This is a genomic window from Fictibacillus sp. FJAT-27399, from assembly GCF_001510655.1.
GTDB lineage: Bacteria > Bacillota > Bacilli > Bacillales > Fictibacillaceae > Fictibacillus_C > Fictibacillus_C marinisediminis.
In genome coordinates this window covers 1,040,847-1,067,249 of sequence record NZ_LMVC01000002.1, presented here as the reverse complement: position 1 = coordinate 1,067,249, position 26,403 = coordinate 1,040,847, and the positions used below count along the sequence as shown (strand labels likewise).

At 44.2% G+C, this 26,403-nt stretch carries 25 protein-coding genes; 1 reads left to right on the top strand and 24 read right to left on the bottom strand.

The window, feature by feature from the left end:
- Window positions 1-28: 28 nt before the first annotated feature.
- From AR335_RS10380 to AR335_RS10340, 9 genes are all read right to left on the bottom strand, one after another.
- Window positions 29-460, bottom strand: a complete 432-nt coding sequence (locus AR335_RS10380) for a BrxA/BrxB family bacilliredoxin (protein ID WP_053357950.1) — start codon at window positions 458-460, stop codon at window positions 29-31.
- Between the two features lie 153 nt (window positions 461-613).
- On the bottom strand, window positions 614-1,939 hold the full coding sequence (locus AR335_RS10375; protein ID WP_062235133.1) for a dihydrolipoamide acetyltransferase family protein: 1,326 nt from the start codon (window positions 1,937-1,939) through the stop codon (window positions 614-616).
- 28 nt (window positions 1,940-1,967) lie between these two features.
- A complete protein-coding gene (locus AR335_RS10370; protein ID WP_062235130.1) occupies window positions 1,968-2,951 on the bottom strand; it encodes an alpha-ketoacid dehydrogenase subunit beta in 984 nt (327 codons plus the stop codon).
- A gap of 12 nt (window positions 2,952-2,963) precedes the next feature.
- The gene (locus AR335_RS10365) at window positions 2,964-3,956 is read right to left on the bottom strand and encodes a thiamine pyrophosphate-dependent dehydrogenase E1 component subunit alpha (RefSeq protein ID WP_062235127.1); all 993 of its coding nucleotides are present in this window, start codon (window positions 3,954-3,956) and stop codon (window positions 2,964-2,966) included.
- An 18-nt stretch (window positions 3,957-3,974) separates the two neighbouring features.
- Complete coding sequence (lpdA, locus tag AR335_RS10360; RefSeq protein WP_062235124.1) at window positions 3,975-5,396, bottom strand: dihydrolipoyl dehydrogenase; 1,422 nt, start codon at window positions 5,394-5,396, stop codon at window positions 3,975-3,977.
- 20 nt (window positions 5,397-5,416) lie between these two features.
- Window positions 5,417-6,523: a butyrate kinase gene (gene buk, locus AR335_RS10355; RefSeq protein ID WP_156418994.1), complete on the bottom strand. Its 1,107-nt coding sequence runs from the start codon at window positions 6,521-6,523 to the stop codon at window positions 5,417-5,419.
- Between the two features lie 29 nt (window positions 6,524-6,552).
- Complete coding sequence (gene bcd, locus AR335_RS10350; RefSeq protein WP_062235118.1) at window positions 6,553-7,653, bottom strand: branched-chain amino acid dehydrogenase; 1,101 nt, start codon at window positions 7,651-7,653, stop codon at window positions 6,553-6,555.
- 1 nt (window position 7,654) lies between these two features.
- The gene (gene yqiS, locus AR335_RS10345; protein ID WP_062235115.1) at window positions 7,655-8,575 is read right to left on the bottom strand and encodes a phosphate butyryltransferase; all 921 of its coding nucleotides are present in this window, start codon (window positions 8,573-8,575) and stop codon (window positions 7,655-7,657) included.
- Window positions 8,576-8,708: 133 nt separating this feature from the next.
- Window positions 8,709-10,769 (bottom strand): sigma-54 interaction domain-containing protein, encoded by a 2,061-nt coding sequence (locus tag AR335_RS10340; RefSeq protein ID WP_062235113.1) that lies wholly within the window; start codon window positions 10,767-10,769, stop codon window positions 8,709-8,711.
- Between the two features lie 136 nt (window positions 10,770-10,905).
- On the opposite strand from AR335_RS10340, the gene AR335_RS10335 reads away from it, so the two are divergent.
- Complete coding sequence (locus tag AR335_RS10335) at window positions 10,906-11,139, top strand: DUF2627 domain-containing protein (RefSeq protein WP_053357941.1); 234 nt, start codon at window positions 10,906-10,908, stop codon at window positions 11,137-11,139.
- Window positions 11,140-11,298: 159 nt separating this feature from the next.
- On the opposite strand, the gene spo0A is transcribed toward AR335_RS10335, so the two are convergent.
- From spo0A to AR335_RS10260, 15 genes are all read right to left on the bottom strand, one after another.
- Window positions 11,299-12,102: a sporulation transcription factor Spo0A gene (gene spo0A / locus AR335_RS10330; RefSeq protein WP_053357940.1), complete on the bottom strand. Its 804-nt coding sequence runs from the start codon at window positions 12,100-12,102 to the stop codon at window positions 11,299-11,301.
- Between the two features lie 272 nt (window positions 12,103-12,374).
- Window positions 12,375-13,676: a SpoIVB peptidase gene (spoIVB, locus tag AR335_RS10325; protein ID WP_062235110.1), complete on the bottom strand. Its 1,302-nt coding sequence runs from the start codon at window positions 13,674-13,676 to the stop codon at window positions 12,375-12,377.
- A gap of 152 nt (window positions 13,677-13,828) precedes the next feature.
- Window positions 13,829-15,541, bottom strand: coding sequence for a DNA repair protein RecN (recN, locus tag AR335_RS10320; protein ID WP_062235105.1), 1,713 nt, complete (start codon window positions 15,539-15,541; stop codon window positions 13,829-13,831).
- A 50-nt stretch (window positions 15,542-15,591) separates the two neighbouring features.
- A complete protein-coding gene (gene ahrC, locus AR335_RS10315; RefSeq protein ID WP_053357937.1) occupies window positions 15,592-16,041 on the bottom strand; it encodes a transcriptional regulator AhrC/ArgR in 450 nt (149 codons plus the stop codon).
- 166 nt (window positions 16,042-16,207) lie between these two features.
- Window positions 16,208-17,035 carry a TlyA family RNA methyltransferase gene (locus AR335_RS10310; protein ID WP_062235102.1) on the bottom strand — a complete coding sequence of 276 codons (828 nt, stop codon included), beginning with the start codon at window positions 17,033-17,035 and terminating at the stop codon, window positions 16,208-16,210.
- The gene (dxs, locus tag AR335_RS10305; protein WP_062235099.1) at window positions 17,032-18,933 is read right to left on the bottom strand and encodes a 1-deoxy-D-xylulose-5-phosphate synthase; all 1,902 of its coding nucleotides are present in this window, start codon (window positions 18,931-18,933) and stop codon (window positions 17,032-17,034) included. Before dxs ends, AR335_RS10310 begins: the two co-directional genes overlap by 4 nt.
- 21 nt (window positions 18,934-18,954) lie before the next feature.
- The gene (locus AR335_RS10300; RefSeq protein WP_062235097.1) at window positions 18,955-19,554 is read right to left on the bottom strand and encodes a hypothetical protein; all 600 of its coding nucleotides are present in this window, start codon (window positions 19,552-19,554) and stop codon (window positions 18,955-18,957) included.
- Between the two features lie 725 nt (window positions 19,555-20,279).
- Window positions 20,280-21,158: a polyprenyl synthetase family protein gene (locus AR335_RS10295; protein WP_082683441.1), complete on the bottom strand. Its 879-nt coding sequence runs from the start codon at window positions 21,156-21,158 to the stop codon at window positions 20,280-20,282.
- Between the two features lies 1 nt (window position 21,159).
- Entirely contained in the window at window positions 21,160-21,396 is a 237-nt protein-coding gene (locus tag AR335_RS10290) for an exodeoxyribonuclease VII small subunit (protein WP_053357932.1), read from the bottom strand.
- A complete protein-coding gene (gene xseA / locus AR335_RS10285) occupies window positions 21,389-22,738 on the bottom strand; it encodes an exodeoxyribonuclease VII large subunit (protein ID WP_062235091.1) in 1,350 nt (449 codons plus the stop codon). Before xseA ends, AR335_RS10290 begins: the two co-directional genes overlap by 8 nt.
- A gap of 52 nt (window positions 22,739-22,790) precedes the next feature.
- Window positions 22,791-23,186: a transcription antitermination factor NusB gene (gene nusB / locus AR335_RS10280; RefSeq protein WP_062235088.1), complete on the bottom strand. Its 396-nt coding sequence runs from the start codon at window positions 23,184-23,186 to the stop codon at window positions 22,791-22,793.
- Window positions 23,187-23,293: 107 nt separating this feature from the next.
- A complete protein-coding gene (locus AR335_RS10275) occupies window positions 23,294-23,698 on the bottom strand; it encodes an Asp23/Gls24 family envelope stress response protein (protein WP_053358532.1) in 405 nt (134 codons plus the stop codon).
- Window positions 23,699-23,718: 20 nt separating this feature from the next.
- Window positions 23,719-25,080, bottom strand: coding sequence for an acetyl-CoA carboxylase biotin carboxylase subunit (gene accC, locus AR335_RS10270; protein WP_053357929.1), 1,362 nt, complete (start codon window positions 25,078-25,080; stop codon window positions 23,719-23,721).
- Between the two features lie 14 nt (window positions 25,081-25,094).
- On the bottom strand, window positions 25,095-25,583 hold the full coding sequence (gene accB, locus AR335_RS10265; protein WP_062235085.1) for an acetyl-CoA carboxylase biotin carboxyl carrier protein: 489 nt from the start codon (window positions 25,581-25,583) through the stop codon (window positions 25,095-25,097).
- A gap of 268 nt (window positions 25,584-25,851) precedes the next feature.
- Window positions 25,852-26,400: a SpoIIIAH-like family protein gene (locus AR335_RS10260; protein WP_062235081.1), complete on the bottom strand. Its 549-nt coding sequence runs from the start codon at window positions 26,398-26,400 to the stop codon at window positions 25,852-25,854.
- Window positions 26,401-26,403: the final 3 nt, after the last annotated feature.

The following is a 26,403-nucleotide window of genomic DNA, read 5'->3' as shown; positions in this document are numbered from 1 at the left end:
CCTCTAAAAGAGAATGGGTCTTAAATGTTTATTTGCAATAGGTATTAAACGCACTAATTAATTTATTGACAACTTCCATCGGTTCTTCGCCTTCAATTTCGTGTCTTTGTACCATCGTTTGAATTTCTCCATCTTTTAGAAGCGCAAAGGATGGGGAAGAAGGAGGATAACCGGTAAAATAAGAACGCGCTTTCTCTGTCGCTTCCTTATCCTGTCCGGCAAAAACGGTAACGAGATGATCCGGGCGGATACCCTGCTTAACTGAATAAGAAGCAGCCGGCCTGGCAATACCGCCTGCGCATCCGCATACAGAATTGATCATAACCAACGTTGTTCCATTTTTAGCTAGTGCTTCATCTACCTCTTCAGGCGTCGTTAATTGCGTATATCCAGCCTCTACGATTTCTTTTCGTGCTGATTCAACGGCATCATTCATGAAAAAGTTAAAATTTAAATTCATTGCTGACCTCCCCTTTCTACCTTTATTTTACCCGTTTTCTCTATGAATACAAAGAAAAGACGCTTACCGAAGCGTCTTTTCTTTAGGGGGTTATGGGGTATGGAGGTGTTGATACTTCTTACTTACCCTTTTCATTCCCACATAAACCTCTTTTTAATAAATAGATGTTGTTTCACTCGAAATATTTTCCAAGCGTTCTTTAACACGGGCAAGGAACCTTCCGCAGACAAGTCCGTCAAGTACGCGGTGATCAAGTGACAAACAAAGATTAACCATATCACGGACTGCGATCATACCGTTATTTATAACAACCGGACGTTTTACAATGGATTCTACCGAAAGAATCGCTGCTTGCGGGTAATTAATAATCGGTGTAGACATGACAGATCCAAAAGAGCCGGTATTATTGACAGTGAACGTGCCGCCTTTCATATCATCAGCGCCCAAACGGTTCGTACGGACTTTATCTGCCAGTTCCTTCACTTCACGCGCTATACCTTTGATGCTCTTCTCATCTGCCTGTTTGATAACAGGAACGTAAAGTGCAGTATCGGTCGCTACAGCGATAGAAATGTTAATGTCTTTCTTCTGTATAATCTTATCGCCAGCCCACATGGAATTCAATTGAGGGAATTCTTTCAGTGATTCGACGACAGCTTTGATAAAGAAAGGCAGGAACGTTAAGTTGTAGCCTTCTTTTGATTTAAAATCGTTTTTCACGCCATTGCGGTAAGACACCAGGTTAGTAACATCTACTTCGACCATCGTCCACGCATGAGGAGCTTCGTGTTTGCTCCTCACCATGTTGGCAGCAATCGCTTTTCTTACACCTGTAACTGGAATCTCAATATCGCCAGGCTGGCTTTCAACCGATGCTGCTGGTTTTGGTGCTTCAGTTTGAGGAGCCGCCTGTGGTTCTGGGGCCTTGACGTTTGCTGCCTCCTGAATCGGAGCTTGAGCCGGTGTTGTTCCTTGTGCCGGAATATTACCGGATTCAATCAATTTCATTAAATCTTTGCGGGTAATCCGGCCATTCATTCCGGTACCTTCCACTTGGTTCAGATCAATGTTATGTTCATCCGCTATTCGAAGGACAGCTGGAGAAAAACGGTTTTTCTCAGATTTGTCCCGCTTAGGAAGCCCAGTTTCTGCAGAAGCAGTCGCCGTTCCTTCTTCTTTTTTATCAGAAGAAGAAGCTGCTGGTGCTGCTTGATCATTACTTTTTTCCGCTGTCCCGCTTTCCGTATCGATATAACAGATCAACTCGCCTACAGCGAGTGTGTCGCCTTCCTGAGCAGACAATTCTTTAATAACTCCAGTAAATGAAGAAGGAATTTCTGCATTTACCTTATCGGTCATTACTTCAGCAAGCGGATCGTATTTCTTTATATGATCACCAGGCTGTACAAGCCATTTGCTGATTGTTCCTTCTGTAACGCTCTCCCCGAGCTGGGGCATTAAGATTTTTTCCGTAGCCATTTATTCACCCTCCTGCTAGAGTGCTGTTTTAGAATTCAGCAAGTTCTCTCATTGCTTTTTCTACCTTATCTGGATTCACCATAAAATACTTCTCCATCGTTGGAGCGTAAGGCATTGCAGGCACATCAGGCCCGGCAAGACGTTTAATCGGTGCGTCCAGTTCAAAGAGGCAATGTTCACCGATAATAGCAGAAACTTCGCTCATAATGCTTCCTTCTTTATTATCTTCAGTCAATAGCATTACTTTGCCTGTTTTTGAAGCAGCTTCAATAATCGCTTCTTTATCAAGAGGATATACGGTCCTTAAGTCAAGGACATGAGCGGAAATTCCGTCTTTCTCAAGCTTTTCTGCTGCTTGAAGAGCAAAATGTACACATAAGCCATATGTAATGACCGTAATATCATCACCTTCACGTTTAACATCGGCTTTGCCGATCGGCAGTGTATATTCTTCTTCTGGAACTTCACCTTTAATCAAACGGTAAGCGCGTTTATGTTCAAAGAATAGAACAGGATCTTCATCACGAATCGCAGCTTTCAGAAGGCCTTTTACATCATAAGGAGTCGAAGGCATCACGATCTTAAGTCCAGGAACATTAGCGAACAATGCTTCGACTGACTGAGAATGGTACAGAGCACCATGAACCCCGCCGCCATACGGAGCGCGGATAGTGATCGGACATGTCCAGTCATTGTTCGAACGGTAACGGATCTTCGCAGCCTCGGAAACAATCTGGTTTACAGCAGGCATGATGAAATCAGCAAACTGCATTTCAGCAATAGGCCGCATGCCATACATCGCTGCACCAATTCCTACGCCTGCAATCGCGGACTCCGCCAATGGAGCATCAATTACTCGATCTTCACCAAACTCTTCTATCAATCCAGCAGTGGCACGGAACACTCCTCCGCGTACTCCAACGTCTTCTCCAACCACAAAAACTTTTTTATCCCGTTGCATTTCTTCTCGTATCGCCTGTGTTACTGCATCTATATAGGAAATAATCGGCATGGTTTCTCCCCCTTACTCTGCATAAACAAAGCGCATTGCAGATTCTGGGTCTGCATACGGCGCTGCTTCTGCATAATCAGTTGCTTCATCAATGATCGCTGCAATTTCTTCATGGCATTGCTTCTCAAACTCGTCAGTTAGAACGCCTGCATCTCTTAGATATTGAGCAAACGTAAAGATCGAATCCTTTGCCTTTGCTTCTTCAACTTCTTCCCTTGTACGATAGGCACGGTCATCATCATCACTGGAGTGAGGAGTCAGCCTGTATGACACGGCTTCGATCAATGTTGGACCCTCTCCGCGGCGTCCGCGGTCTGCAGCTTCTTTTACTGCTTCATATACAGCCAACGGATCGTTTCCGTCTACGGTAACACCAGGAATGCCATAGCCTAAAGCACGGTCTGAAACATTTTTGCACGCCAGCTGTTTTTGGATCGGTACAGAAATGGCGTATTTATTATTTTCACACATGAAGATAACAGGAAGTTTGTGAACACTGGCAAAGTTGATGCCTTCATGAAAATCTCCCTGATTGGAGGAACCTTCTCCAAAGGTAGTAAATGTAACAAGATCTTTTCCTTCAAGTTTTCCGCCAAGTGCCATACCGACAGCGTGTGGCACTTGAGTCGTAACCGGGGAAGAACCTGTAACGATTCGATATTTTTTTCCTCCAAAGTGACCCGGCATCTGCCTTCCGCCGCTGTTAGGATCTTCTGCTTTTGCAAAACCTGAAAGCATCAAGTCTTTTGCAGTCATCCCAAACCAAAGGACGACTCCCATGTCTCTGTAATACGGCAATGCGAAATCTTTTTCACGGTCCAGCGCCATCGCGGCTCCGACCTGTGCTGCTTCCTGCCCCTGGCAAGAGATAACGAACGGGATTTTACCAGCCCGGTTCAACAGCCACATACGCTCATCGATTTTTCTGGCCATCAGCATCGTTCTATACATTTCAAGGACTTTTTCGTCCGTTAAACCAAGTCTTTCATGGCGGTTTTCGTCCATGATAGATCCCTCCTATTTTTAGAAATGAATCGCTTTTCCATCGACGGCAAGCGCTGCTTCGCCGAACACTTCAGAAAGTGTAGGATGAGGATGTACAGTCTGGGCGATCTCCCATGGTGTAGCATCCAAAACTCTCGCCAGACCTGCTTCAGAAATCATATCGGTAACGTGCGGTCCAATCATATGGACTCCCAAAAGATCGTCCGTTGCTTCATCCACTACCAGTTTAACAAATCCGTCTGATTCTCCATAAACAAGAGCCTTACCGATTGCTTTGAACGGAAACTTTCCGACCTTTACAGTATACCCTTTCTCTTTCGCTTCCTTTTCCGTATATCCCACACTCGCCATTTCCGGGCTGGAGTAAATACACTTAGAGATCATGGAATAATCAATAGGGTGCGGGTTCTGGTTGGAAAGATGCTCAACTGCTGCAATGCCTTCATGTGATGCCACATGAGCAAGCTGCAGCCCACCGATAACATCTCCGATGGCATAGATATGGCTTTCTGCCGTTTGGTAATATTCATTTGTTTCGATAAACCCTTTTTCTACTTTGATCGCTGTGTTCTCCAGGCCAATTCCTTCCACATTTGCCTGGCGTCCAACGGAAACAAGAATTTTTTCTGCTGAAAACGATGCCGTTCCGCCTTTATGCTCAGCATCAATCTGAACAGATTCCTCTTTTTTCAGCGTTTCTGAAAGAACTTTCGCACCTGTAACAAGTTTGATTCCTTTTTTCTTCAAGATGCGCGCAGCTTCCTTGGAAATCTCTTCATCTTCTGTCGGAAGGATTCTGTCCGCATATTCTACAACCGTAACTTCGACACCGAAATCATTGAGCATGGAAGCCCATTCGATGCCGATTACTCCGCCTCCGATGATCAGGATGGATGCTGGAAGAGTCTCCATTTTCAGTGCATCATCTGAAGACATGACCAATGTGCCGTCAATCTCTAACCCAGGCAGTGTACGAGGCCTGGATCCAGTCGCTACAATAACATTCTGCGGAATGAGGATTTCATTCTCGTCTCCATTGTTAAATTCAACCGAAATGGTTCCAGCCATCGGAGAAAAAATGGATGGCCCAAGGATACGGCCTGTCCCTTCGAAGACTTGAATGTCTCCTTTTTTCATGAGGTGCTTTACACCGTTATGAAGCTGATCAACAATTTTTTGTTTGCGTTCCTGTACTTTATTAAAATCAAGGGACACACCTTCAATGGAAACACCGTATTCAGCTGCTTTTTTAGAAGTAGAATAAACTTCTGCACTTCGCAGCAAGGCTTTGCTTGGAATACACCCTTTATGAAGGCAAGTTCCGCCAAGCAATCCTTTTTCCACTATCGCTACTTTTTTGCCTATTTGAGCTGCACGGATGGCTGCAACATAGCCGCCTGTACCTCCGCCGAGGATGACTAAATCAAAATCAGTTGCCATACTGTTTCTCCTTTATCACTTTAATTCGTTCGGACAGAAACATCTGATGCAGGATATTCTTTGGCTTCTTCCTCGCCCTTTAATACGCGAAGCCCTCCTTCGGCCAAAGCCTGAAGCTCATTTTCACCGGGCTGAACGATAACATCAGCAATCCATTCTACACGTTCTGTAATCTTTTTCACAAATTCCTTGCCGTAAGCTAGTCCTCCGGTAATGATGATCGCGTCAACTTGCCCTTCTAATACGGTACTGGAAGCGCCTATCTCCTTTGCCACCTGGTAGGCCATCGCATCGTAGATCAGCGCCGCTTCTTCATTTCCATTCGCGATCATCGCTTCGACCCTTACTGCATCATTCGTGCCAAGGTATCCGACAAGGCCGCCTTGTCCGACCAGTTTCTTCATGATCTCATCGGCATAGTATTCGCCTGAAAAGCATAATTCCACTAAATCTCCGACTGGAACGGTTCCGGCTCGTTCAGGAGAAAATGGACCTTCGCCGTGAAGACCGTTGTTTACATCAATAACCTTGCCGTAAAAATGAGCACCAACGGTAATTCCTCCGCCCATGTGCGTAACAATGAGCCTAAGGCTAGAGTATGGCTTACCAAGTAGAGAGGATACTCTTCTTGCAACAGCTTTTTGGTTCAATGCATGAAAAATACTCTTCCGCTTAATCTCTGGGATTCCCGAGACTCTCGCTAGCGGCTGCATCTCATCGACGACAACAGGATCAATAATAAATGATGGAATGTTTAGTCCGGATGCGATTTCGTATGAGATGATCCCGCCGAGATTAGAAGCATGCTCTCCCGCATAGCCCTTTCTAAGATCCGCAAGCATCAGATCATTAACATGATACGTGCCGCCCTCGATGGGACGCAGCAAACCGCCGCGCCCTACTACCGCACTTAATTTAGAAATGTTGATTCCTTCATGATCAAGGGTTTCGAGAATTGTATTTTTTCGAAATTCATATTGATCGATAATATTTTCAAATTTATTGATACTGTCGCTGTCATGCCGTATAGTTTTTTCAAAAACAGCACGTTCATTGTCGAAAATCCCGATTTTGGTAGAGGTTGATCCTGGATTGATGACGAGTAAGCGATATTCTTTTGTAGGCACCATATAAACCTCCAATGTTCAAACCGAGATTAGCGGGTCCTGCTGGACAGGATATGACGTTCGTTCAAAAGGAACTGGCTTCTGGAATTGCGCATTCTTTCAATTCGTTCTTCAGCGAGCCTGTCAGCAGCCAAATAAGTCGGAATACCATCGCGTTTAGAAATCTCGATAACTTTCGCAATGTTGTCATAGATTGTCTCAACTTTTTTCATTGCACGGTCGCGGTTGTAGCCATTCAATTCATCTGCTACATTGATAACACCGCCCGCATTGATTACATAATCAGGAGCATAAATGATTCCCATTTCGTGGATCGCATCACCATGACGTGTTTCACGAAGCTGGTTGTTTGCGGCACCCGCGATGACTTTTGCCTTAATCTGACCGATCGTTTGGTCATTGATGATCGCACCTAATGCACATGGTGCAAAGATGTCACATTCAACTCCATAGATTTCGTCAGGGTCGACGGCTTTCGCACCAAATTCTTCAACGACACGGTCAACCGCTTCTTTGTTGATATCTGTAACGATTAGTTGTGCGCCTTCTTCGTTTAAATGGCGGCAAAGATTGTAGGCAACATGTCCCACACCTTGAACTGCAATTACTTTCCCTTCAAGTGAATCCGTGCCAAACTCTTCGTTGGCTGCCGCTTTCATTCCGCGGTAAACACCGTAAGCTGTAACTGGTGATGGATTGCCTGAAGAACCGAAAGCAGGAGAGACACCTGTTACGAATGGTGTTTCTTGGTAGATGATATCCATGTCTTCAACCGTTGTACCTACATCCTCAGCTGTAATGTATCGGCCGTTAAGACCTTGAATAAAACGTCCGAACGCACGGAACATTTCTTCATTCTTGTCTTTTTTCGGATCGCCGATAATAACCGTTTTTCCGCCGCCAAGGTTCAGACCTGCAGCCGCATTTTTGTAAGTCATACCCCGTGCGAGTCTAAGTGCATCTTCAAATGCATCTGCTTCAGTGTTGTACGTCCACATTCTTGTCCCGCCTAATGCTGGCCCAAGTGTTGTATCGTGAATAACAACAATGGCTTTTAATCCTGATTGTTTATCTTGGCAAACCACCATTTGCTCATAATCATAAGTTTCCATGTATTTGAATAGTTCCATTTTATTTTTCCTCCTGGTTGTTGTTATTTTTTTCAAGTGATTTTACAGCAAGAGCAATAGAGTACAGCTTGCTTGCAGCCGTATCCGCTCTGGAAGTCAGAACGATTGGTGCACGGGCACCTGCGATTACTGCTCCCACTTTGGCATTTGCAAAATAGATAAGTGATTTATACAAAGCGTTGCCTGTCTCGATCGCAGGAACAACCAGTACATCGGCATGCCCTGCAACCTCGCTGGATATGCCTTTGTGTTCAGCCGCTTTTACTGAAATGGCATTATCCAATGCAAGGGGACCATCGACGATACACCCGCTGATTTGTCCTCTCTTGTTCATCACCATCAGAGCACTCGCATCCAGCGTTGCCTGCATGGCCGGGTTCACGGATTCAACAGCCGCCAAGACCGCAACCTTAGGCATTTCCACTCCGATACTTCTTGCAACCTGCACGGCGTTCTCGATGATCTGGGCTTTTTGCTGAAGATCTGGAGCAATATTCATTCCTGAATCGGTTACAAACAGCAGCCGATCATAGCCCGGAACTTCAAAGGCAGCGACATGTGACAGAATCTTACCCGTCCGCAGCCCGTTTTCTTTGTGAAGGACTGCTTTAAGCAGGTCAGCTGTAGGAATCAGTCCTTTCATCACGATGTCAGCTTGACCGCTACTAACCACTTTCACAGCTTCAAGTGCAGCGTTTTCAGGTTTTGACTCCATAATCAAAAGCTCTTCATTCTGCTCAAGCTTACTTCGCTGTAGCAAAAATTGGATTTTTTCTTTATTTCCAACAAGGATAAATGATGCAACCCCTTTTTCATAGGCCTGCTTCACTGACCGAATGACTTCTTCATCTTCAGCAGCGGCAACTGCCACTACTTTTTTTGATTCCGTTGAAATGGAGTTGAGCAGATGTTCTAGTTTCAATGTTCAGCCTCCTTTTGCCACCCTTCTATTACCATGCAAGAACCATGCCAACTGTTTCCCCCATTTAAATTGGCTAAATTGTTATTTTTCCTATGAATATAATTGCACACCGTGAACAAAATTGCATGCATTTTCATTCATCCTGGCTTATTCCATACTTTTCAAGTTTGTAGTAGAGGCTTCGCAATGAAATGCCGAGTGCTTTTGCGCACTTGGTTTTATTGCCCTGGACACTAGTCAACGTATCCTGCAGGATGTCTCTTTCAACTTTTTCCATCTGCAGCGCTAAGGGTTTAAACTCTCCAGCCAGTATGGGGCGAGACTTTTGATCCTCAGTTTTATCCAGCGATGGCAGATCAATATGGCTGGAGCTGATGGATTGTTTATGATGATCCATATGAATCATCGCTCTTCCGAGAACATTCTCCAACTCCCTGACATTGCCCGGCCATTCATACTGTTTTAGTATTTCTTCAGCTTGATTTGTTATTTCCTCAATATTTTTTCCATAATCCTGATTGAGCTTATGGATAAGGTGGCTTGCCAATAGCCGGATATCCTGTTTTCTGGCACGTAAAGGTGGAATATAAATCGGCATCCGGTTCAGGCGGTAATAGAGATCTTCCCGAAAAGCACCTTCACCAATTTTCCTTTCCAAGTTAATGTTCGTGGCCGCAATGACCCTTACATTTATTGGAACGGACTTTGTTCCACCTACTCTCCTTATTTCCTTTTCCTGAAGCACTCGAAGCAGTTTGGCCTGCATGGCTGGAGCCAGTTCACCGATTTCGTCCAGAAAGATACTTCCTCCGTTGGACTCTTCAAACAGCCCTCTTTTCCCTCCGCGCAATGCGCCAGAAAAAGCTCCTTCTTCATAACCGAACAGCTCACTTTCAAGAAGGGATTCTGATATGGCAGCGCAGTTGACCCTGATAAATTTATTGTACTTTCTGCTGCTCCCATTATGGATGGCGTGGGCGAAAAGTTCCTTCCCTGTTCCAGATTCTCCTCTCAGCAGTACAGTTGCAGGTGTTGAAGCGGCCAGACGGGCCTGCTCGACGGCAAATTTCATTTCCTCAGACTCACCTTTTATATCTTCAAAGGAATATTTAGCTTCAAGTGTACGGATAATTTGTCGGGCACGGCTCAGCTCCTCAGTAAGGGATTTAATTTCCGATACATCATGGATCACGCCGACACTTCCCTTTAGCACACCGTCTACAATAATAGGTGCCACGTTGACGACAACATCGCGCCGCTGCGGCCCAACTTTTAGCCGGGCACCTCTGACAGGCTTTCTCGTTTTAAGGACCTGCATATGTATACTCTCACCTTCAGAGATATCAATCGTAGCAGGCTTTCCAATCACTTTTTCTGATGTTAGTCCGGTAAGCTTCGTATAGGCAGGGTTAATCATCAACCCTTTTCCTTCTTCATCAACAACCGAGATTGCTTCTTCAGAAGACTGAATAATCGCATGAAGCATGGACTGGATGCTTTTCAGATTGGTGACTTCCTCTGCAAGATCAATCATTTCGGTGATATCCTTAAATACTGCAAATGCACCCATCTTGTTGCCAAAATCATCAATAATCGGGATGCGGGTTGTAATAATTTTTGTGCCATTGTCCAGTATTTGTTCCTGGTTGATTTCTTCCTTGCCATCGGACATTACTCTAGGCAGCTGGCTGTTGGGGATCACTTCATGCACAGGATGGCCAAGTACATCTTCTTTCTTGCTCCCCGTCATTTTTTCTGCACTCTTATTAAATAAAGTGACAGATAAATTTTCATTAATAGCAATCATTCCATCATGTGTCGAATCAAGTATAGTATTAATCTTATGGAGTTTGCTTTTATAAGAAGGGATATAATGTTCACTCGCAGACAGCGTCTGGCAGAACTCCCAGGCAATTGAGGATGGGATAATACTGACCCGGTCCCCAAAATGAAGCATTGCCATTTGTCTTGGCAGTTGATTGGTAAAATCGATCAAAAAATCAACAGAACGGTCAGCAGCTCCATCCAAGCTGTCTTCGATCGGGATATTAAATTGCTCTGCCAGCCGGTTTAATCCTTCAGAAGCAGAAGATCTTAAAATTATGGCACTGATTTGAATCACGCGGGACGAAGCCAAAAGGAGTACCAGAGACTCAAGATGCTCCCCTGTCCCGTAAATAACTGCTTTTTGCATACCCAGCTCCTTAGTTTTGCAATTATTTTCACACCCTAATCATACGTTTTTATGAAAAGGTTTGCAAGATTGGGATTTTCATTCGACACCCAACTACAACTGCAGTAAAATGAAGGAGTAAAAGGAGAGGACAACCATGCAACGTTTAATTGCTCTGCTCATTATGGTGATCCCGGGAATTGCAGGTGTAGTCGGAATAAAATTAATGAGAGATGTTTTGTTTGGCATTCATTACGGATTCGGTGCCCTGTGGCTTCAGTTTGCCGCCGGTTTCATCCTGTTTGTATGCGGTCTGTCATTTGTAGCCGGCTTTGTATTTTACCGTGACCGAAAAAGAAATAAAGTTCAGACCCGTTTCCAAAAAAAATAGTCCGCAGAAGAACTATTCTTCCGTGGACTATTTTTTATTGCACACAAAAACAGAAGACTCTTGCGGAGTCTTCTGCGGAATAAGGAGGTATACATTCAAAGGCTAGGAAGGAATTGAATACAAGTTCGTTCTCCCTATTCCCAAAGCCAGGGCGTTAATTTAAACGGTCATACTGGATTTATGTTCGATTCTCAGCTTGTCTGCGACCATGGCGATAAACTCAGAATTGGTCGGTTTTGCTTTTGACATGGACACCGTATAACCGAACAGGGATGAAATACTGTCGATGTTGCCTCGGCTCCACGCTACTTCAATAGCATGGCGGATCGCACGTTCGACTCGGCTGCTGGTTGTATTGAACTTTTTAGCGATATCAGGATAGAGGACCTTTGTAATGGATCCTAGCAATTCAATATCGTTGTATACCATTGATATGGCTTCACGCAGATACATGTATCCTTTAATATGGGCAGGAACCCCAATCTCGTGGATGATGCTCGTGATGCTCGCGTCAAGATTCCGCGGCTGTTTCATTGTATTTAATGCTGCTGATCGAGCAGTTGATGGACGCTGTACAAAAGACTTTTCCGTTCCGCTGATCTGGCGAATCTGACTAGCGAGATTTTCCATATCAAACGGTTTCAATATGAAGTAAGAAGCACCAAGTTCCACTGCTTTTTTTGTTACGTCCTCTTGGCCAAATGCCGTCAGCATAATGACGTTTGGCTGCGGAAGATGATCGTTTGAACGAATTCTTTCAAGTACTGCAAGCCCGTCAAGATGAGGCATGATAATGTCCAGTACAAGGACATCAGGATTTTTATCTTCAAGGACGTTCAGGCACTCCTGACCATTGAAAGCGACACCAATCACTTCCATATCATCCTGATTTGCCAAATATTCTTTTAACAAACTAATTAATTCACGGTTATCGTCAGCTAAACAAACTTTTATTTTTTGCACGGATATTCCTCCCTATCCAACATTTTCTTCGTTTCTCTTATAAGATTTCCACAAAAAACCTGTTTTCCCTTTATTTTTTCTCAAATTTTTAATTTTGGTTAATATATCACATTTTCTCTTCAATTACCTTAGATTTTCGACACTATATCAGTTTTCTTAACCACGCTTGTCGAATTTTCTTTATCTACTATGTATTGTATAAAATATTCATTCAAATGTCTATGAAAAGGAGAAGGTTTTTCCTTTTGATGGAAAAAAAGCAGAGGCTGCTTTTAACTCGCCTTCTGCTTTTGTTTTCCATATATATTTATACCTGCTTCATCCAGCATCCATTCAATATGAACACCATACCCTGAAGTCGGATCATTTACAAACACATGAGTAACCGCACCAATGAGCTTTCCGTTCTGGATGATCGGGCTCCCACTCATCCCCTGAACGATTCCGCCTGTTGTTTTCAAGAGCTTCGGATCGGTAATTTTTATAACCATCCCTTTTGTTGCAGGGAACTTTTGAGGAACTGAACTGACAACTTCCACTTGGAATGCCTGTACTTTCGTTCCGTTAACGACCGTCAGGATCTTGGCGGGTCCTTCTTTTACTTCATCAGAAAAAGCAACCGGCAGGGGTTTATCCCACCGTCCGTTTGATAAACCGTCATTCAGCTTTCCAAAGATACCGAATGGACTGTTTCTCGAAATACTTCCAATGCTTTCATTTTCGTCAGAAAAACGCGCTAATTTCTCGCCAGGATGACCATTGCTTCCCTTTTCAATAGAAGTAACGGTTGATTTTAAAATTTCTCCTTTGTTCACGACTATCGGCTGCTTCGTATCCATATCTGAGATCACATGGCCAAGTGCTCCATACTTATGTGACTGAGGATGAAAGAACGTCAGTGTTCCGACTCCTGCAGCAGAATCTCTGATATATAACCCGATACGATAAGATAAGTCGTGTTTATCCTGGAGCGGCTGTAATGTTCGATGGTACGTTTTTTTGTTTCTGATCACTGTTACATCCAGCATGCCGCCTGATTTACCGGCTTTTCTTACAAATGGGGCAACATCTCCCATTTTTGCAATGCTTTCACCGTTGATTTTAGTAATAATATCACCAACTTGTATATCTGCGATTTCACCTGGTGATCTTTGTCCTTTTTTAGTATCTACAAGATGATGGCCTACGACCAAAACACCTAAGGTATTCAGTTTAACCCCAATTGATTGTCCCCCTGGCACCACTTTCAATTCCGGCAATACACTTATCCCCATTTTTTTCACCGGAAAGCCTCCTGCTTCGAGCGTGACCACAGAATCACCATCCTCATGAGCATTGACTGAAAATGAGTGTCCGCCACTCGATTTGCCTATTGAAAAGATTGCATTTGTTCCTTTTGCTGAAGCAACCTCAGTTCCCGCAGGAAGGTTGGAAACGATACGATCCTGACCTTTAAACACCTTTAGGGCTGAAGGCAGGCCTACATAATCCTGGACCGGCTCAAGGAAACCAATTCCCACCAGGCAACCAAGGAGAATCACACCTAAAATCCGCCTTAATTTATCTTTAACCATCTTTCACTCTCCTCGCTCCTTACCCACACCTCCAACATGGCTGTACTACTAATTTTGCCTTAGAACTGTAAGATTATAACCGCTTAAAAAGAAAAAGCTATCCTTAAATGGATAGCTTTACATACGTATAATGCCCAAAATGACTTTAACGCTTATGATGTTTTTTTTATTTCTTCGGCAAGATCAAGCAGTTCCCTTGCATGCTGTTTTGTCAGCTCTGTGATCTCAACCCCGGAGATCATTCTTCCGATCTCATTGACTTTTTGTGTTGTTTCCAGTGAGACGACATGTGTCGTCGTCCTTTTCTTCGACGTTTCTTTGGAGATATGCAAATGAGTATCTGCCATGGCTGCCACCTGCGGAAGATGAGTAATACAAAGCACCTGGGAACCTTCTGAGACCCGGAAGATTTTTTCAGCAATCGCTTGTGCGACACGCCCGCTTACCCCTGTATCCACCTCATCAAATATAATTGCAGTAATTCCCTGATGATGTGAGAAGATGGATTTCAGCGCTAGAATAACACGGGAAAGCTCTCCTCCAGAAGCCACTTTTGCCAGCGGCTTCAATGGTTCTCCAGGGTTAGTGGAGATGAAGAACTCCACTTGATCAGAGCCGTATTTACCGAAATCCTGTTCACGCAATTGCTCGGCTTCATGTTGCAATGAAGTAATCTTAATGTCGAACACAGTCTTCTCCATATACAGTTCTTTTAATTCTTGAAGAATTTCAGAAGTCAGGCGCTCGGCAAGGTTCTTTCTTTTTTTACTAAGCTTTTGAGCATGTTTCTGAAGGAGTTTTTCCTGTTTTTGAAGCTGCTGTCTTATTGCTTCGATATTGCCGTCCTTATTCTGCAGAATATCTAATTCTTTTTCAATCTTAGATGCATATTCCAATATCTCATTTACAGTGTTGCCATATTTTCGTTTCAACTTGCTGATTTCGTTCAATCTCGTCTCTATAAAATCCAGTCTTGCCGAATCAAATTCCATGGTTTCAAAATAGTTACGGATGGAAAAAGCCGCTTCTTCCAGTGCATAAAAATGATTTGCCACATTCTCCTGCAGCTGGTTCAACTCATCATCGAGATGGGAAATATTCTGAAGATGGCTCAATGCGACAGAAACGTGTTCAATCCCTTTTTGTTCACCATATAGCGACTGATAAGAATCCTGAAGGCTGTTAAAAAGCTTCTCATAGTTCCCGAGCTTCAGTTTCTCTTCCTGCAGTTCTTCATCTTCATTGGGCAATAGTTCGGCGCTGTTGATTTCTTCAAGCTGATACTGGATCAGATCAACCCTTTGGTTCATCTGCTGTTCGTTTTCTGTCAGATTTCTTAACTGCTTCCTCAAATCCTTATATTCATAATAGACGGATTGATATTGGCTTACAAGAAGCTCCATATCATCATCGCCAAAGCTGTCGAGCAACGAAAGATGCATCTCAGGCTGCATTAAGTATTGTGTCTCATGCTGCCCATGGATATCAACCAGAGATTGCCCGCATTCTTTTAAAAGTGACAGCGTCACAAGCTTCCCGTTAATCCTGCATACACTTTTGCCGGACTCCATAATGTCCCTTTTTAAAACGACCATTCCATCCTGTATATCGATCCCCAATTCTTCAGCTTTTGAAAAAACGGGATGAGGAGCATCCACTAAAAATAACCCCTCAATCTCCGCTTTTGGTGTTCCATAGCGTACGAACTCTGAGGAACCTCTCCCTCCGATCAATAGACCGATGGCATCAATAATTATGGATTTACCGGCACCAGTTTCCCCGGTTAGCACGGTGAGCCCTTTATTGAAGGAGATGGTTAATGCATCAATAATCGCAAAATTGCGGATGCTTAATTCTGCCAGCAATTACATCACACCTTACTTTTTAAGCTTTTGAGGTTAGAAACCCATTGATTTTACAGCATGTCAAGAAACCGCTGTGACACGTCGGGAGAAACATCTTTCGAACGGCATATTACCAGAATCGTATCATCACCGCAGATGGTTCCCATAATCTCTTCCCAGTCCAGATTATCGATCAAGGCACCAATCGCGTTGGCATTACCGGGCAGCGTTTTCATAACAATTAAGTGATCAGCCTGGTCGATGCTTACAAAGCTGTCGATCAGTGTCCGCCTTAGCTTTTGCAGCGGGTTGAAACGCTGATCTGCAGGCAGGCTGTATTTGTACCTTCCGTCTGACATCGGCACTTTTACAAGATGCAGTTCTTTAATATCACGGGAAACCGTAGCCTGTGTCACATTAAAATGAGCATTGCGAAGCTGCTCGACCAGGTCATCTTGTGTCTCAATTTCTTTATGTGTAATGATTTCTCTTATTTTAATATGACGTTGGCCTTTGTTCACGTCTTTCACCTCATTTAATATCAATTGGAGCCCAAATTCTTATGTCATCTGCTCTTATCTTATAATATTGTCCGGTACTTGTACATTTTTTCTCTATTCTTACAATAACCACTATGAGCAAAAAAATAACCCGTATCACTGATTTGTAATACGGGCCATTGTTTATTTATTCTTCTGCATCTGTTTTTTTGAATTGAAGGTGAGCTTCCGAAACGACTTTCGCAATATCTTCCTCTTGAAAGGTATCTGCTGTTTCTTCTTCAGACTTTAAGTGAACAAGAAATTCGATGTTTCCTTCCCCGCCAGTTATAGGAGAAAAAGAAAGATGCTTAACACTGTATCCTTCGTTGCGGGAAAATCGGATGATTTCTCCGATAACCCGTTCGTGGGTAGCAGGATCTCGTACGATTCCTTTTTTGCCAACATCCGCTCTCCCGGCTTCAAACTGAGGCTTGATCAAAGCCATGACCTCTCCGCCCGGTTTTAAGATGGTCTTAAGAACAGGCAGAATCAGTTTTAACGAAATGAACGAAACATCAATCGTAGCAAATTCCGGCAGACCAAAGGCAAGATCCTCTGGTTTGACGTACCTGAAATTTGTTCTTTCCATTACAGCTACACGTTCATCCTGTCTGATTTTCCAGGCAAGCTGATTGTATCCGACATCAAGGGCATATACAAACTTCGCCCCATTTTGGAGGGCACAATCGGTAAACCCACCGGTGGATGCCCCGATATCCAGAACTATTTTTCCTTCAAGGTTCAAGCTGAATACCTTGATCGCTTTCTCCAGCTTTAAACCACCCCTGCTCACGTATGGCAGTGCATTGCCCTTTACCGCCAGAGGAGCTTCAATATCGATCTTTAAACCCGGTTTGTCTAATCGCTCGCTTCCCGAATAGACAAGCCCGGCCATTATTGAACGTTTTGCTTTTTCCCTCGTCTCACTCAAACCCCGTTCAACAAGCAAAACGTCGATTCGTTCTTTCTTCATGTATATAGACCCTTTTTCTTTTTTTCTAGAACGAGCTTCTTCGTCCGTTCTACAACCGCTTCTGTCGTCATCCCGATCTCTTCAAGCAGCTTTGTTACACTCCCATGCTCAATGAAGCAATCCGGTATCCCCATCCTGTCTACCATAGATGAGTAGAACTGATGCTCGTTGGCATACTCAAGAACTGCACTGCCGAAACCGCCTTGCAGGACTGCTTCCTCGATTGTGAGGATCGGCAACCCTTCACGAAGGATTCCCATCATCATCTCATGGTCAAAGGGCTTGATGAAGCGGGCGTTGATCACCCTGGCGGAAACACCTTGTTTTGCAAGGATTTCCCAAGCTTCCAATGCCATCGGAACCGTTGTTCCAAATGTAAGAATGACGGCTTCGTTTCCTTCTTTCAATACTTCCCAGCTTCCGATTGGAATCTCTTCCAACTCAGGATCTAATTCAACTCCGAGTCCGTTTCCTCGTGGGAACCGAATTGCAATCGGGCCATCATCGTAATTCACCGCGGAATGGACAAGATGCTGAAGTTCATTCTCATCTTTCCCCATAGCGATCACCAGGTTTGGAATATGGCGCATGAACGCTATATCAAAAACGCCTTGGTGGGTTTCACCATCAGCTCCAACAAGTCCTGCACGGTCAATGGTTAAGATCACATTTAAATTTTGTCTCGCCACATCATGTACGAGCTGATCATATGCCCGCTGCAGGAATGTAGAGTAGATGGAAAGCACGGGCTTCATGTTTTGAGTAGCGAGCCCTGCAGCCATCGTCATGGCATGCTGCTCTGCAATCCCAACATCATACAGCCTGTCAGGGAACTTTTGAGCATACCCTTGAAGCTGTGACCCTAAGATCATGGCAGGTGTGATCACCACAACCCGTTCATCAGTCTCTGACAACGTACTCAGTGTATCACTGACGAGTTTGCTGTAAGAAGGAGCAGCCTGTTTCGCTTTAATCTTCTCTCCGGATTCAATTTTATATGGCCCAACTCCGTGCCAATGATCCGTAAGGTCCTGTTCAGCCGGTTTATAGCCTTTGCCTTTTTTCGTCAATACGTGGACAATAACAGGTCCTTCTGTCTTTTTCGCATAACGAAGGTTTTCTTCCAGATCAGAAAGGTCATGTCCGTCCACAGGGCCAAGGTAGGTATATCCCAGTTCTTCGAAGAACATTCCTGACACAAGCATGTATTTCAGGCTGTCTTTCACCCTTTCAGCAGTTGCTGCGAGCTTTCCGCCAAAAGCAGGGATTTTGCGGATCAGAGATTCCAGTTCATCCTTTGCTTTATTGTATTTTTTAGCTGTCCTCATGCGGCCGAGCACACTGTGCAGAGCACCGACATTCGGGGCAATGGACATCTCATTGTCATTTAAAACGACGATCAGATCTTTCTTCTCGTGCCCGATATGGTTCAGTGCCTCAAGAGCCATACCGCCTGTCAAAGCGCCATCTCCAATAACGGCTACTACTTTTTCATCTGTCCCTTTTAGATCACGGGCAATGGCCATCCCCATAGCAGCTGATAAGGAAGTAGAACTGTGTCCTGTTTCCCAGACATCATGTTCGCTTTCAACTCGTTTCGGAAATCCGCATAAACCTTTATATTGGCGCAATGTATCAAATTGCGATGTTCTGCCTGTCAGCATTTTGTGGATATAAGCCTGGTGGCCGACATCCCAGATCAGCTTGTCCTTCGGGCTGTCAAAAACCTTATGAAGGGCAAGTGTCAGTTCTATTACCCCAAGATTGGCACCGAGATGCCCGCCTGTAACAGAGAGCTTGCTGATTAAAAATTGTCGGATCTCCTGCGCAAGCTTCATAAGCTGTTCTTGATCGTAGGACTTCAAGAACTGAGGGTTTTGAATATCTTCCAGTTTCATGGAAAATCCTCACTTTCCAATTTAATTCCTTCTCTTTCCTCTATTAGAAGAAGTATCAATTAGTTTAATCTTTAATTTTTCCTCAAAAAAATATATTAAACGGCCCACTTGAAAAATAATGGCTGTGGCATGATGGATCGCATATGATTTTCCGAACGCTTTTCCTCCAACCGTAATAGACGCAATAATCCCGGTAAACAAGATGGAAACTGTATGTTCAAACACCGTTCCTTCTCCACGCCCAAGGTTCATTGTCAATTCAACAATTACCGCGGCCGAAGCCGTTCCGCTGATAATGCCTGATATATCTCCAATCACATCATTGCAGAAATTGGCTACCCTGTCAGCATTCCTTGTAATTAGTATGGCATGTCTGGCACCCGGCACTTTTTCAGATGCCATGGCATGAAAGGGAACTTCATTAGCTGCAGTTGATGCTACTCCAATGATATCAAAAAATACCCCAATAAGAACAATAATTAACACAATCACCATACCCATGCCCCATGATACACCACTCAGCAGCAGGGTGGAAGCTACTGAAAAAATTGCCGCTAACACGAGCGTGATAACGGCAATGCCTGTACTCCATTTTAGCGATTTATGAAAAGAATGTTTCATAAAATCTCCCTAAATATAATGAACGCCTTACGCCAAGATCAAACGTAAGGTTCCATTTGAATTATGTAATAGGAGTGGTCATTCAAAAAGTAAACGCTGCGGCTTAGGTCCAGTAGGTTTTCCCAAGAGGAAACGGAAATGTCGCCATCTCCGCGGTTTCCCTTTACTTCCTCCTTAACGATGTCGCCAAACGTTAGACTGGATTGCCACTTAGTCCGCACTATAATCCTTTTTGAATGTCGGTGGGAACAGTCTAGGAGTTTTCCTCAACAGCCCTTCCCCATTTCCCTAGCCTCTTTTGCAGAGATGATTTCATATAGCATGAACAGATTTCAGGCGGCCAACCATCCATCGTCCCTATGACCATAATCCCCTCAAGCTCCACTCAAGGCAGGCTACGCTGCATGTTTCCGCTGTTCGCAGAACATAAACAGGTTCAAACCCCATTTCACAGCAAGGTATTAGAACGCAAGCCGTAAAGATGGGGGTCTCCGCGGAAGCAGGGTCAACGCCCACATGCCATTGTGGATCGCCCTGCGACCTTAACTCCCAGCGTTAACCCAAGGCTGGGCGCCTCAAGCCAACACCAGGAACTTCATCGATGTGCCCTTTGGCGGATTTTTAGGCCCGCCTTCAAGAATGGGAGACTGACTAGAATACTGCACCACTCCAAAGTATTTTCTATCATACCATAAATCTCGAATACCAACAATATGGCTGAAACACTAGTGGTTTCTACTTACAATATAATCCGTGATCCCTTCAAGTATGACAGGATCCACTTTTGTTTTCCGAAGATTATCTTTAGCCAGCTTGATATGATGAGCTAGCTGTACCTTGGCTCCCTCAAGAGTCAGAAGTTTTGGATAGGTGCTTTTATAGTTATGTTCATCGCTTCCGGCTTGTTTGCCCATGAGCTGGGAATCGCCGGTCACATCAAGAATATCATCCTGTATCTGGAAAGCGATTCCCAGATGCCGGCTGAACACTCCGAGGTGCTCGAATTCTTCAGCATCCGCATCTGCCAGTACAGCGCCAAAAAGAACCGATGCTTCAAGCAATCGCCCAGTTTTCCTTTCATGGATCGATTGCAGTTCCTCAATCGTCAGTTCCTGATTTTCTGATTCCATATCCACAGCTTGTCCGGCCACCATTCCCTCTGCCCCGGATGCTTCGGACAGAATGGTAAGAAGGGCCACTTTCTGTTCGGGGGTATACGTGCTGCTGCCAGCAATCATCTGAAAACTGAACGTTAACAGTGCATCCCCTGCCAGTATGGCTGTCGCTTCTCCGAAAGTTTTATGGTTAGTCGGCTTGCCTCTCCTGTAATCATCATCATCCATACAAGGAAGATCATCATGGATCAATGAATATGTATGCACCATCTCAAGTGCACAGGCGGCTTCAATACCAGCTTCCGAATTCTTTCCGAACGCATCAAGAACAGCCAATGTCAAGATGGGTCTCAGCCGTTTTCCTCCTGCTTGAAGCGAATAGAGCATGGAATCTTTTAATAGGCTAGGAATGGATTTTTCAGCTAAAAAGGAAGGGAGATGATCATTGATGAGCTGCCTTTTGCCTTGCAGGTAATGTTGGATATCCATATTATTGATCTTCTTCCTGAATGATAAACGGTGCAGCATCTCCATTATCTTTCATGATGGTATCCATTTTCTTTTCAATGTTCTGCAGTTTAGAATGGCATACTTTCGAAAGAGCCATTCCCTGCTGAAACAGATCTATGCTCTCTTCTAGAGGAACATCCCCTTCTTCCAAACGCTCAACGATTTGTTCAAGCTGTTCCATTGCTTCCTCAAAGGTAATATTATTTTTTTCAGCCATTGTTCTTCTCCTCCAATCCCCAAACCTGGCAATCCAGTTTTCCATCCTGCAGGCGAACCTTAATGGTATCTCCAGGCTGCACCTGGCTCACATTTTTTACGAGCTGCTCGTCTTCCGTATAAACAAGACTGTAGCCCCTTTCCATAACCGCCAGCGGACTCAAGGCATTCAAGCGTGAAAGTTTGCTTTGAAAGCCTGACTGACCGCCCTTTACTTGCTGTTCCATGTATCGAATCAATGATTTCCTAAGCTTCAGCTGCTTCTCTTTCAATTTAAGGATCTGATCTCCAGGGGAGAAATAGGACAGCTGTTTTTGATTCTGGCTGATCCTGTTTTTCTGGGACTCGATATTCCGCTGCACCTCTCTCGTCATCGCTTCAAGCACCCTGTCGAGATCAACCTCTTTTTGCTTGATCAGCTGATCAGGATAGCGAAAGGCATATGACTTTTGCAGCCTTGACAGCTGCTGGCGATTTTGTGAGATTTGGTCACCCATCGCACGGGTCAACCTCAATTTGCGCTGAGCGAGCCTGTCTTCGAGCTCAGCGATATGAGGAACAGCCAATTCAGCAGCTGCAGTCGGGGTAGGCGCTCTCAAGTCAGCTACAAAATCGGCGATGGTAAAATCAGTCTCATGTCCGACAGCAGAAATAACGGGTATCGAGGATTGATAGATCGCCCTAGCTACCAGTTCTTCATTAAAAGCCCAAAGTTCTTCAATGGATCCGCCGCCCCGTCCAACAATCAAGACATTGGCAGAGCCCCTGTTGGCCTTTTCAATCGCATTTGCGATAGAAGCAGCCGCTCCGGCCCCCTGAACAAGCACAGGATAAACGGTTACTTTTGAAATGGGAAAGCGGCGTTTAATCGTTGTCAAAATATCCCTTACCGCTGCTCCGGTCGGTGAAGTGATGACCCCGATTTCATCCGGAAACGAAGGAATTTTCTTTTTCCGGGAAGATTCGAACAGACCCTCCATTTCGAGCTTTTTTTTCAGCTCTTCATAAGCCAGAAACAAATTTCCTACTCCGTCTTTTTTCATGGTCCGGGCATACAGCTGGTATTGGCCCTGCGGTTCATATACCGAGATTTCGCCCTGAATCAGTACCTTCATCCCATCTTCGGGCTGAAAAGAAAGAAAGCGGTTATTGCCGGCAAACATCACGGCATTGACTCTGCTTTGTTCATCTTTTAGTGTGAAATACAAATGACCGCGGCTATGTCGTTTGACATTGGATAGTTCTCCGCGGACCCAGACGTTATTGAGATTGTCATCTTCTTCGAATACCCGCTTAATGTAACGGGTAACTGAACTTATCGTTACATAACGGTCATTTTGCATGAAACGTCTCCTTTTGATTTTGAGCCTACCGCATCTCTTGCAGGTACGTACCCTATTTTGAAAAATGCTGGACAATCTTTACGAGAACACCGTTGACAAAACGGCCTGACTCTTCTCCTCCGAAGATCTTTGCAAGTTCAATCGCTTCATTCATGGATACATTAACGGGAATATCCCCATGAAACTGCATTTCATAAACTGCAAGGCGCAGAACTGCCTTTTCAACGTTCGCTAAACGGGAGAAGCTCCAGTTTTCCAAATGATTGGCGATGATTTCATCTATCTCCTGTTTGTTTTGAACCGTTCCGAACACGAGGGAATGAAGAAATTCGTCCTCTTTTTCTCCTTCTTCCAAAACATGTGCGATTGCAGCTTCCGGTTCAATATCACTGACCTCGATTTGGAATAAAGACTGAAATGCCTTTTCTCTTGCAAGTCTACGTTTCATTTTTTACTTCCTTTCTCGTTCGTACCTTAATATAAGTGAAATCATATCATATGTCCTTAAGAGTTAACAATCGCAAAAAAATAAAGGGGATATGAGAATCCCCTTTATCAGTATGCTTCAGGCGCTTCCAGCGGCTTTTCTTTTGTCTCAAACTGGACACCGACAACAAAAATGTTAATCTCACTTGCCTCAAGGGCTGTCATATTCTTGAGTCCTTGCCGGATATGGTCCTGGATACTCTGTGCCACTTCAGGTATAGAAACACCATAATTCATGATCACATATACACTGATGGCAATACCTTCTTCTCCCAGCTCAACTTTTACGCCCTTGCTATGAGACTTTTTCCCGAAGCGCTCAGCTACACCCGTCGCAAAGTTGCCTCGCATTGAAGCGACACCTTCAACATCAGATGCAGCGATGCTGGCAATCACTTCAATCACTTCGGGAGATATTTCCACTCTTCCAAGTTCAGATTGATGCTCTTCCATCTCAAATGTAAGCTCACTCATCATTGATTACACCTCCGTGCCTAATTTACAGACTTTGACGTCAAGTCGTGAATTTCTAAAAACTTAGTATTAAAGTCGCCGTTTACAAAAGTGGCATGATTTAAAAGGCGCAGATGGAACGGAATGGTGGTATGCACGCCTTCAATGACAAACTCATTCAATGCCCTTTTCATTCGGTCGATTGCTTCTTGTCTCGTATTGCCATATGTGATCACCTTTGCAATCATGGAATCATAATACGGAGGAATCGTGTAGCCCGGATATGCGGCTGAATCCACTCGGACTCCCAACCCGCCCGGAGGCAGGTACATTTCAATCTTGCCTGCAGACGGCATAAAATTCTTTTCGGGATTCTCTGCGTTAATCCGGCACTCGATGGACCAGCCCTGGAATTCAATGTCTTCCTGCGAAACACTTAAATGTTCACCAGAAGCGACACGAATCTGCTGTTTGATCAAATCAATGCCAGTTACCATCTCTGTTACCGGATGTTCAACCTGGATTCGGGTGTTCATTTCCATAAAGTAAAAATCACCGCTGTTATGATCGAAGATAAACTCAACCGTTCCGGCCCCTGAATAGTTTACCGCTTCTGCGGCCTTCACAGCGGCACTTCCCATCTCCTCACGCTTTTCCGGTGAGATGGCCGGTGATGGTGTTTCTTCTAATAGCTTCTGCAGCCGTCTCTGAATACTGCAGTCTCTTTCGCCAAGGTGGATGACATTTCCGTAATTATCAGCAAGAACCTGAATTTCAACATGACGGAAATCTTCAATGAACTTTTCAATGTAAACTCCCGGGTTTCCAAATGCTGTTGCGGCTTCCTGCTGAGTAATGGAGATGCCTTTAATCAGTTCCGCCTCCGTCTTTGCGATACGGATACCCTTTCCTCCGCCCCCGGCAGTGGCTTTAATAATAACAGGATACCCAATTTCTTCCGCAAGTTCAATTGCTTCTTCTTTCCCCGAAATAATTCCGTTTGAACCAGGTACGATCGGCACACCTGCTTCTTTCATCGTTGCACGGGCAACGTCTTTTATGCCCATTTTATTAATGGCTTCAGCACTCGGCCCGACAAACGTAACATTGCATTCTGCACAAATCTCAGCAAAATCAGCATTCTCCGCTAAAAATCCGTAGCCTGGATGAATGGCATCACTGCCTGTCAGCATCGCCGTACTCATGATGTTGGTGAAGTTTAAATAGCTGTCTTTAGAAGACTTAGGCCCAATGCAATACGCTTCATCCGCTAAACGCACATGCAGCGCATCCTTGTCCGCTTCTGAGTAGACAGCGACTGTTTCTATGTTTAATTCTTTACATGCTCTGATGATCCGGACCGCAATTTCTCCCCGGTTGGCAACTAACAGCTTTTTAATCATAGTAGAAGACACCTCTATTCCGCTTTAACTAAAAAGAGGGGCTGTCCATACTCAACGAGCTGCCCGTTTTCAACGAGGATTTCTACGATTTCCCCGTTTACTTCTGCTTCAATTTCATTAAACAGCTTCATCGCCTCAATAATACATACGATGGAGTCTTTGCTGACTTTATCTCCTGTTTTTACATAAGCAGGGTTTTCTGGTGATTGTGATGCGTAAAACGTACCAACCATTGGAGATTCAATCTTATGTAAGTTGGCATCTTCCTTTTTCTCAGTAACAGGAGCTTGAGGAGCTTCTGCCGGAACCGAAGCTTCAGGAGCAGCCTGAGCAGGCGCCGCCTGAATGGCTGCCGGTGCATCAGCTGGTTCATATCCTTGCTGTACACTCGTTTCATTTTTCTTTAGGACGATTTTTTCACCGTCATTTTCATATTGGAATTCATCAATACTGGATTTGTCAATTAGTTTAATCAATTCTCGGATTTCTTGTATTTTCAACACGCAAATTCCACTCCTTTTTCGATCTATACACGGTGTTGTCTGCCGTAGTTTAGCACCTTCTATTGTTACCTGGTACTAGCAAAGCATATCATAATTTAGGTATAAAGAATAGATTAAATCGCTTTACATGTACATACTACATGAATTCTTTCTGCATTGTAAGCGGTTGCTCTATTTTTTCTTCAGTATCATCTTGACCAATGTTACCAATTGCCATACTACCTGGAATAAATGGAAAAAAATAAAAAACCGGGGCATAATCCCCGGCTTACTTTGCAGGTTTTTGAAACTCAACAGCCACTTGTTTGTTCCCCAGCTGTTCTTCAGCCTTTTTCATAATCTTAACTGCTTCTTTAGAAGAATGTTTTCCTTTTACAATGATTCTGACTTCATCATCCATCGTATTTACGAGAGCATCATCGTAGCCCATTGTTTTAATCAAGGTTTCCAATGTAGACTCTTTCATGGTCAGGGACTGCAGTTCTGAAATTTTAGCAAGCGCTTCCGTTTGAACCTCGGCTGAAGCATTTGGTGAAGCGATAGCCGCTGTATACTTGCTGCTTAGTTCGTCGCGTGATTCGTCTCTCTTCATGCGGAGAGCGGTAAATAGATCATCTCCTGCAGCACTTGTAACGGCTGCTTCAGATCCTTTCTTGTTCTTTGCTGCCTGCTCCTGCTTAGATGACGCTGTATTTTTTCCCTTTTCTAAATAAGCAAGGTCATCTCCCGATCCTGGAGCGGTGATATAGTATACGGACAGGACGATGATCAAGCTAAGCATTGTTAATAGCCAAACAGTTTGTTTCTTTAATAGCATTTC

Bases quoted from the DNA above. Each gene is read 5' to 3' on its own strand.
- lpdA (WP_062235124.1), bottom strand. From the start codon at position 5,396: ATGGCAACTGATTTTGATTTAGTCATCCTCGGCGGAGGTACAGGCGGC.
- AR335_RS10295 (WP_082683441.1), bottom strand. From the start codon at position 21,158: ATGGATATCCAACATTACCTGCAAGGCAAAAGGCAGCTCATCAATGAT.
- AR335_RS10310 (WP_062235102.1), bottom strand. From the start codon at position 17,035: ATGAAGAAAGAACGAATCGACGTTTTGCTTGTTGAACGGGGTTTGAGT.
- xseA (WP_062235091.1), bottom strand. From the start codon at position 22,738: ATGCAAAATGACCGTTATGTAACGATAAGTTCAGTTACCCGTTACATT.
- AR335_RS10290 (WP_053357932.1), bottom strand. From the start codon at position 21,396: ATGGCTGAAAAAAATAATATTACCTTTGAGGAAGCAATGGAACAGCTT.
- AR335_RS10380 (WP_053357950.1), bottom strand. From the start codon at position 460: ATGAATTTAAATTTTAACTTTTTCATGAATGATGCCGTTGAATCAGCA.
- AR335_RS10375 (WP_062235133.1), bottom strand. From the start codon at position 1,939: ATGGCTACGGAAAAAATCTTAATGCCCCAGCTCGGGGAGAGCGTTACA.
- AR335_RS10335 (WP_053357941.1), top strand. From the start codon at position 10,906: ATGCAACGTTTAATTGCTCTGCTCATTATGGTGATCCCGGGAATTGCA.
- spoIVB (WP_062235110.1), bottom strand. From the start codon at position 13,676: ATGGTTAAAGATAAATTAAGGCGGATTTTAGGTGTGATTCTCCTTGGT.
- AR335_RS10370 (WP_062235130.1), bottom strand. From the start codon at position 2,951: ATGCCGATTATTTCCTATATAGATGCAGTAACACAGGCGATACGAGAA.
- AR335_RS10340 (WP_062235113.1), bottom strand. From the start codon at position 10,769: ATGCAAAAAGCAGTTATTTACGGGACAGGGGAGCATCTTGAGTCTCTG.
- AR335_RS10275 (WP_053358532.1), bottom strand. From the start codon at position 23,698: ATGAGTGAGCTTACATTTGAGATGGAAGAGCATCAATCTGAACTTGGA.
- dxs (WP_062235099.1), bottom strand. From the start codon at position 18,933: ATGAAACTGGAAGATATTCAAAACCCTCAGTTCTTGAAGTCCTACGAT.
- nusB (WP_062235088.1), bottom strand. From the start codon at position 23,186: ATGAAACGTAGACTTGCAAGAGAAAAGGCATTTCAGTCTTTATTCCAA.
- AR335_RS10300 (WP_062235097.1), bottom strand. From the start codon at position 19,554: ATGAAACATTCTTTTCATAAATCGCTAAAATGGAGTACAGGCATTGCC.
- AR335_RS10260 (WP_062235081.1), bottom strand. From the start codon at position 26,400: ATGCTATTAAAGAAACAAACTGTTTGGCTATTAACAATGCTTAGCTTG.
- bcd (WP_062235118.1), bottom strand. From the start codon at position 7,653: ATGGAACTATTCAAATACATGGAAACTTATGATTATGAGCAAATGGTG.
- AR335_RS10365 (WP_062235127.1), bottom strand. From the start codon at position 3,956: ATGGACGAAAACCGCCATGAAAGACTTGGTTTAACGGACGAAAAAGTC.
- accC (WP_053357929.1), bottom strand. From the start codon at position 25,080: ATGATTAAAAAGCTGTTAGTTGCCAACCGGGGAGAAATTGCGGTCCGG.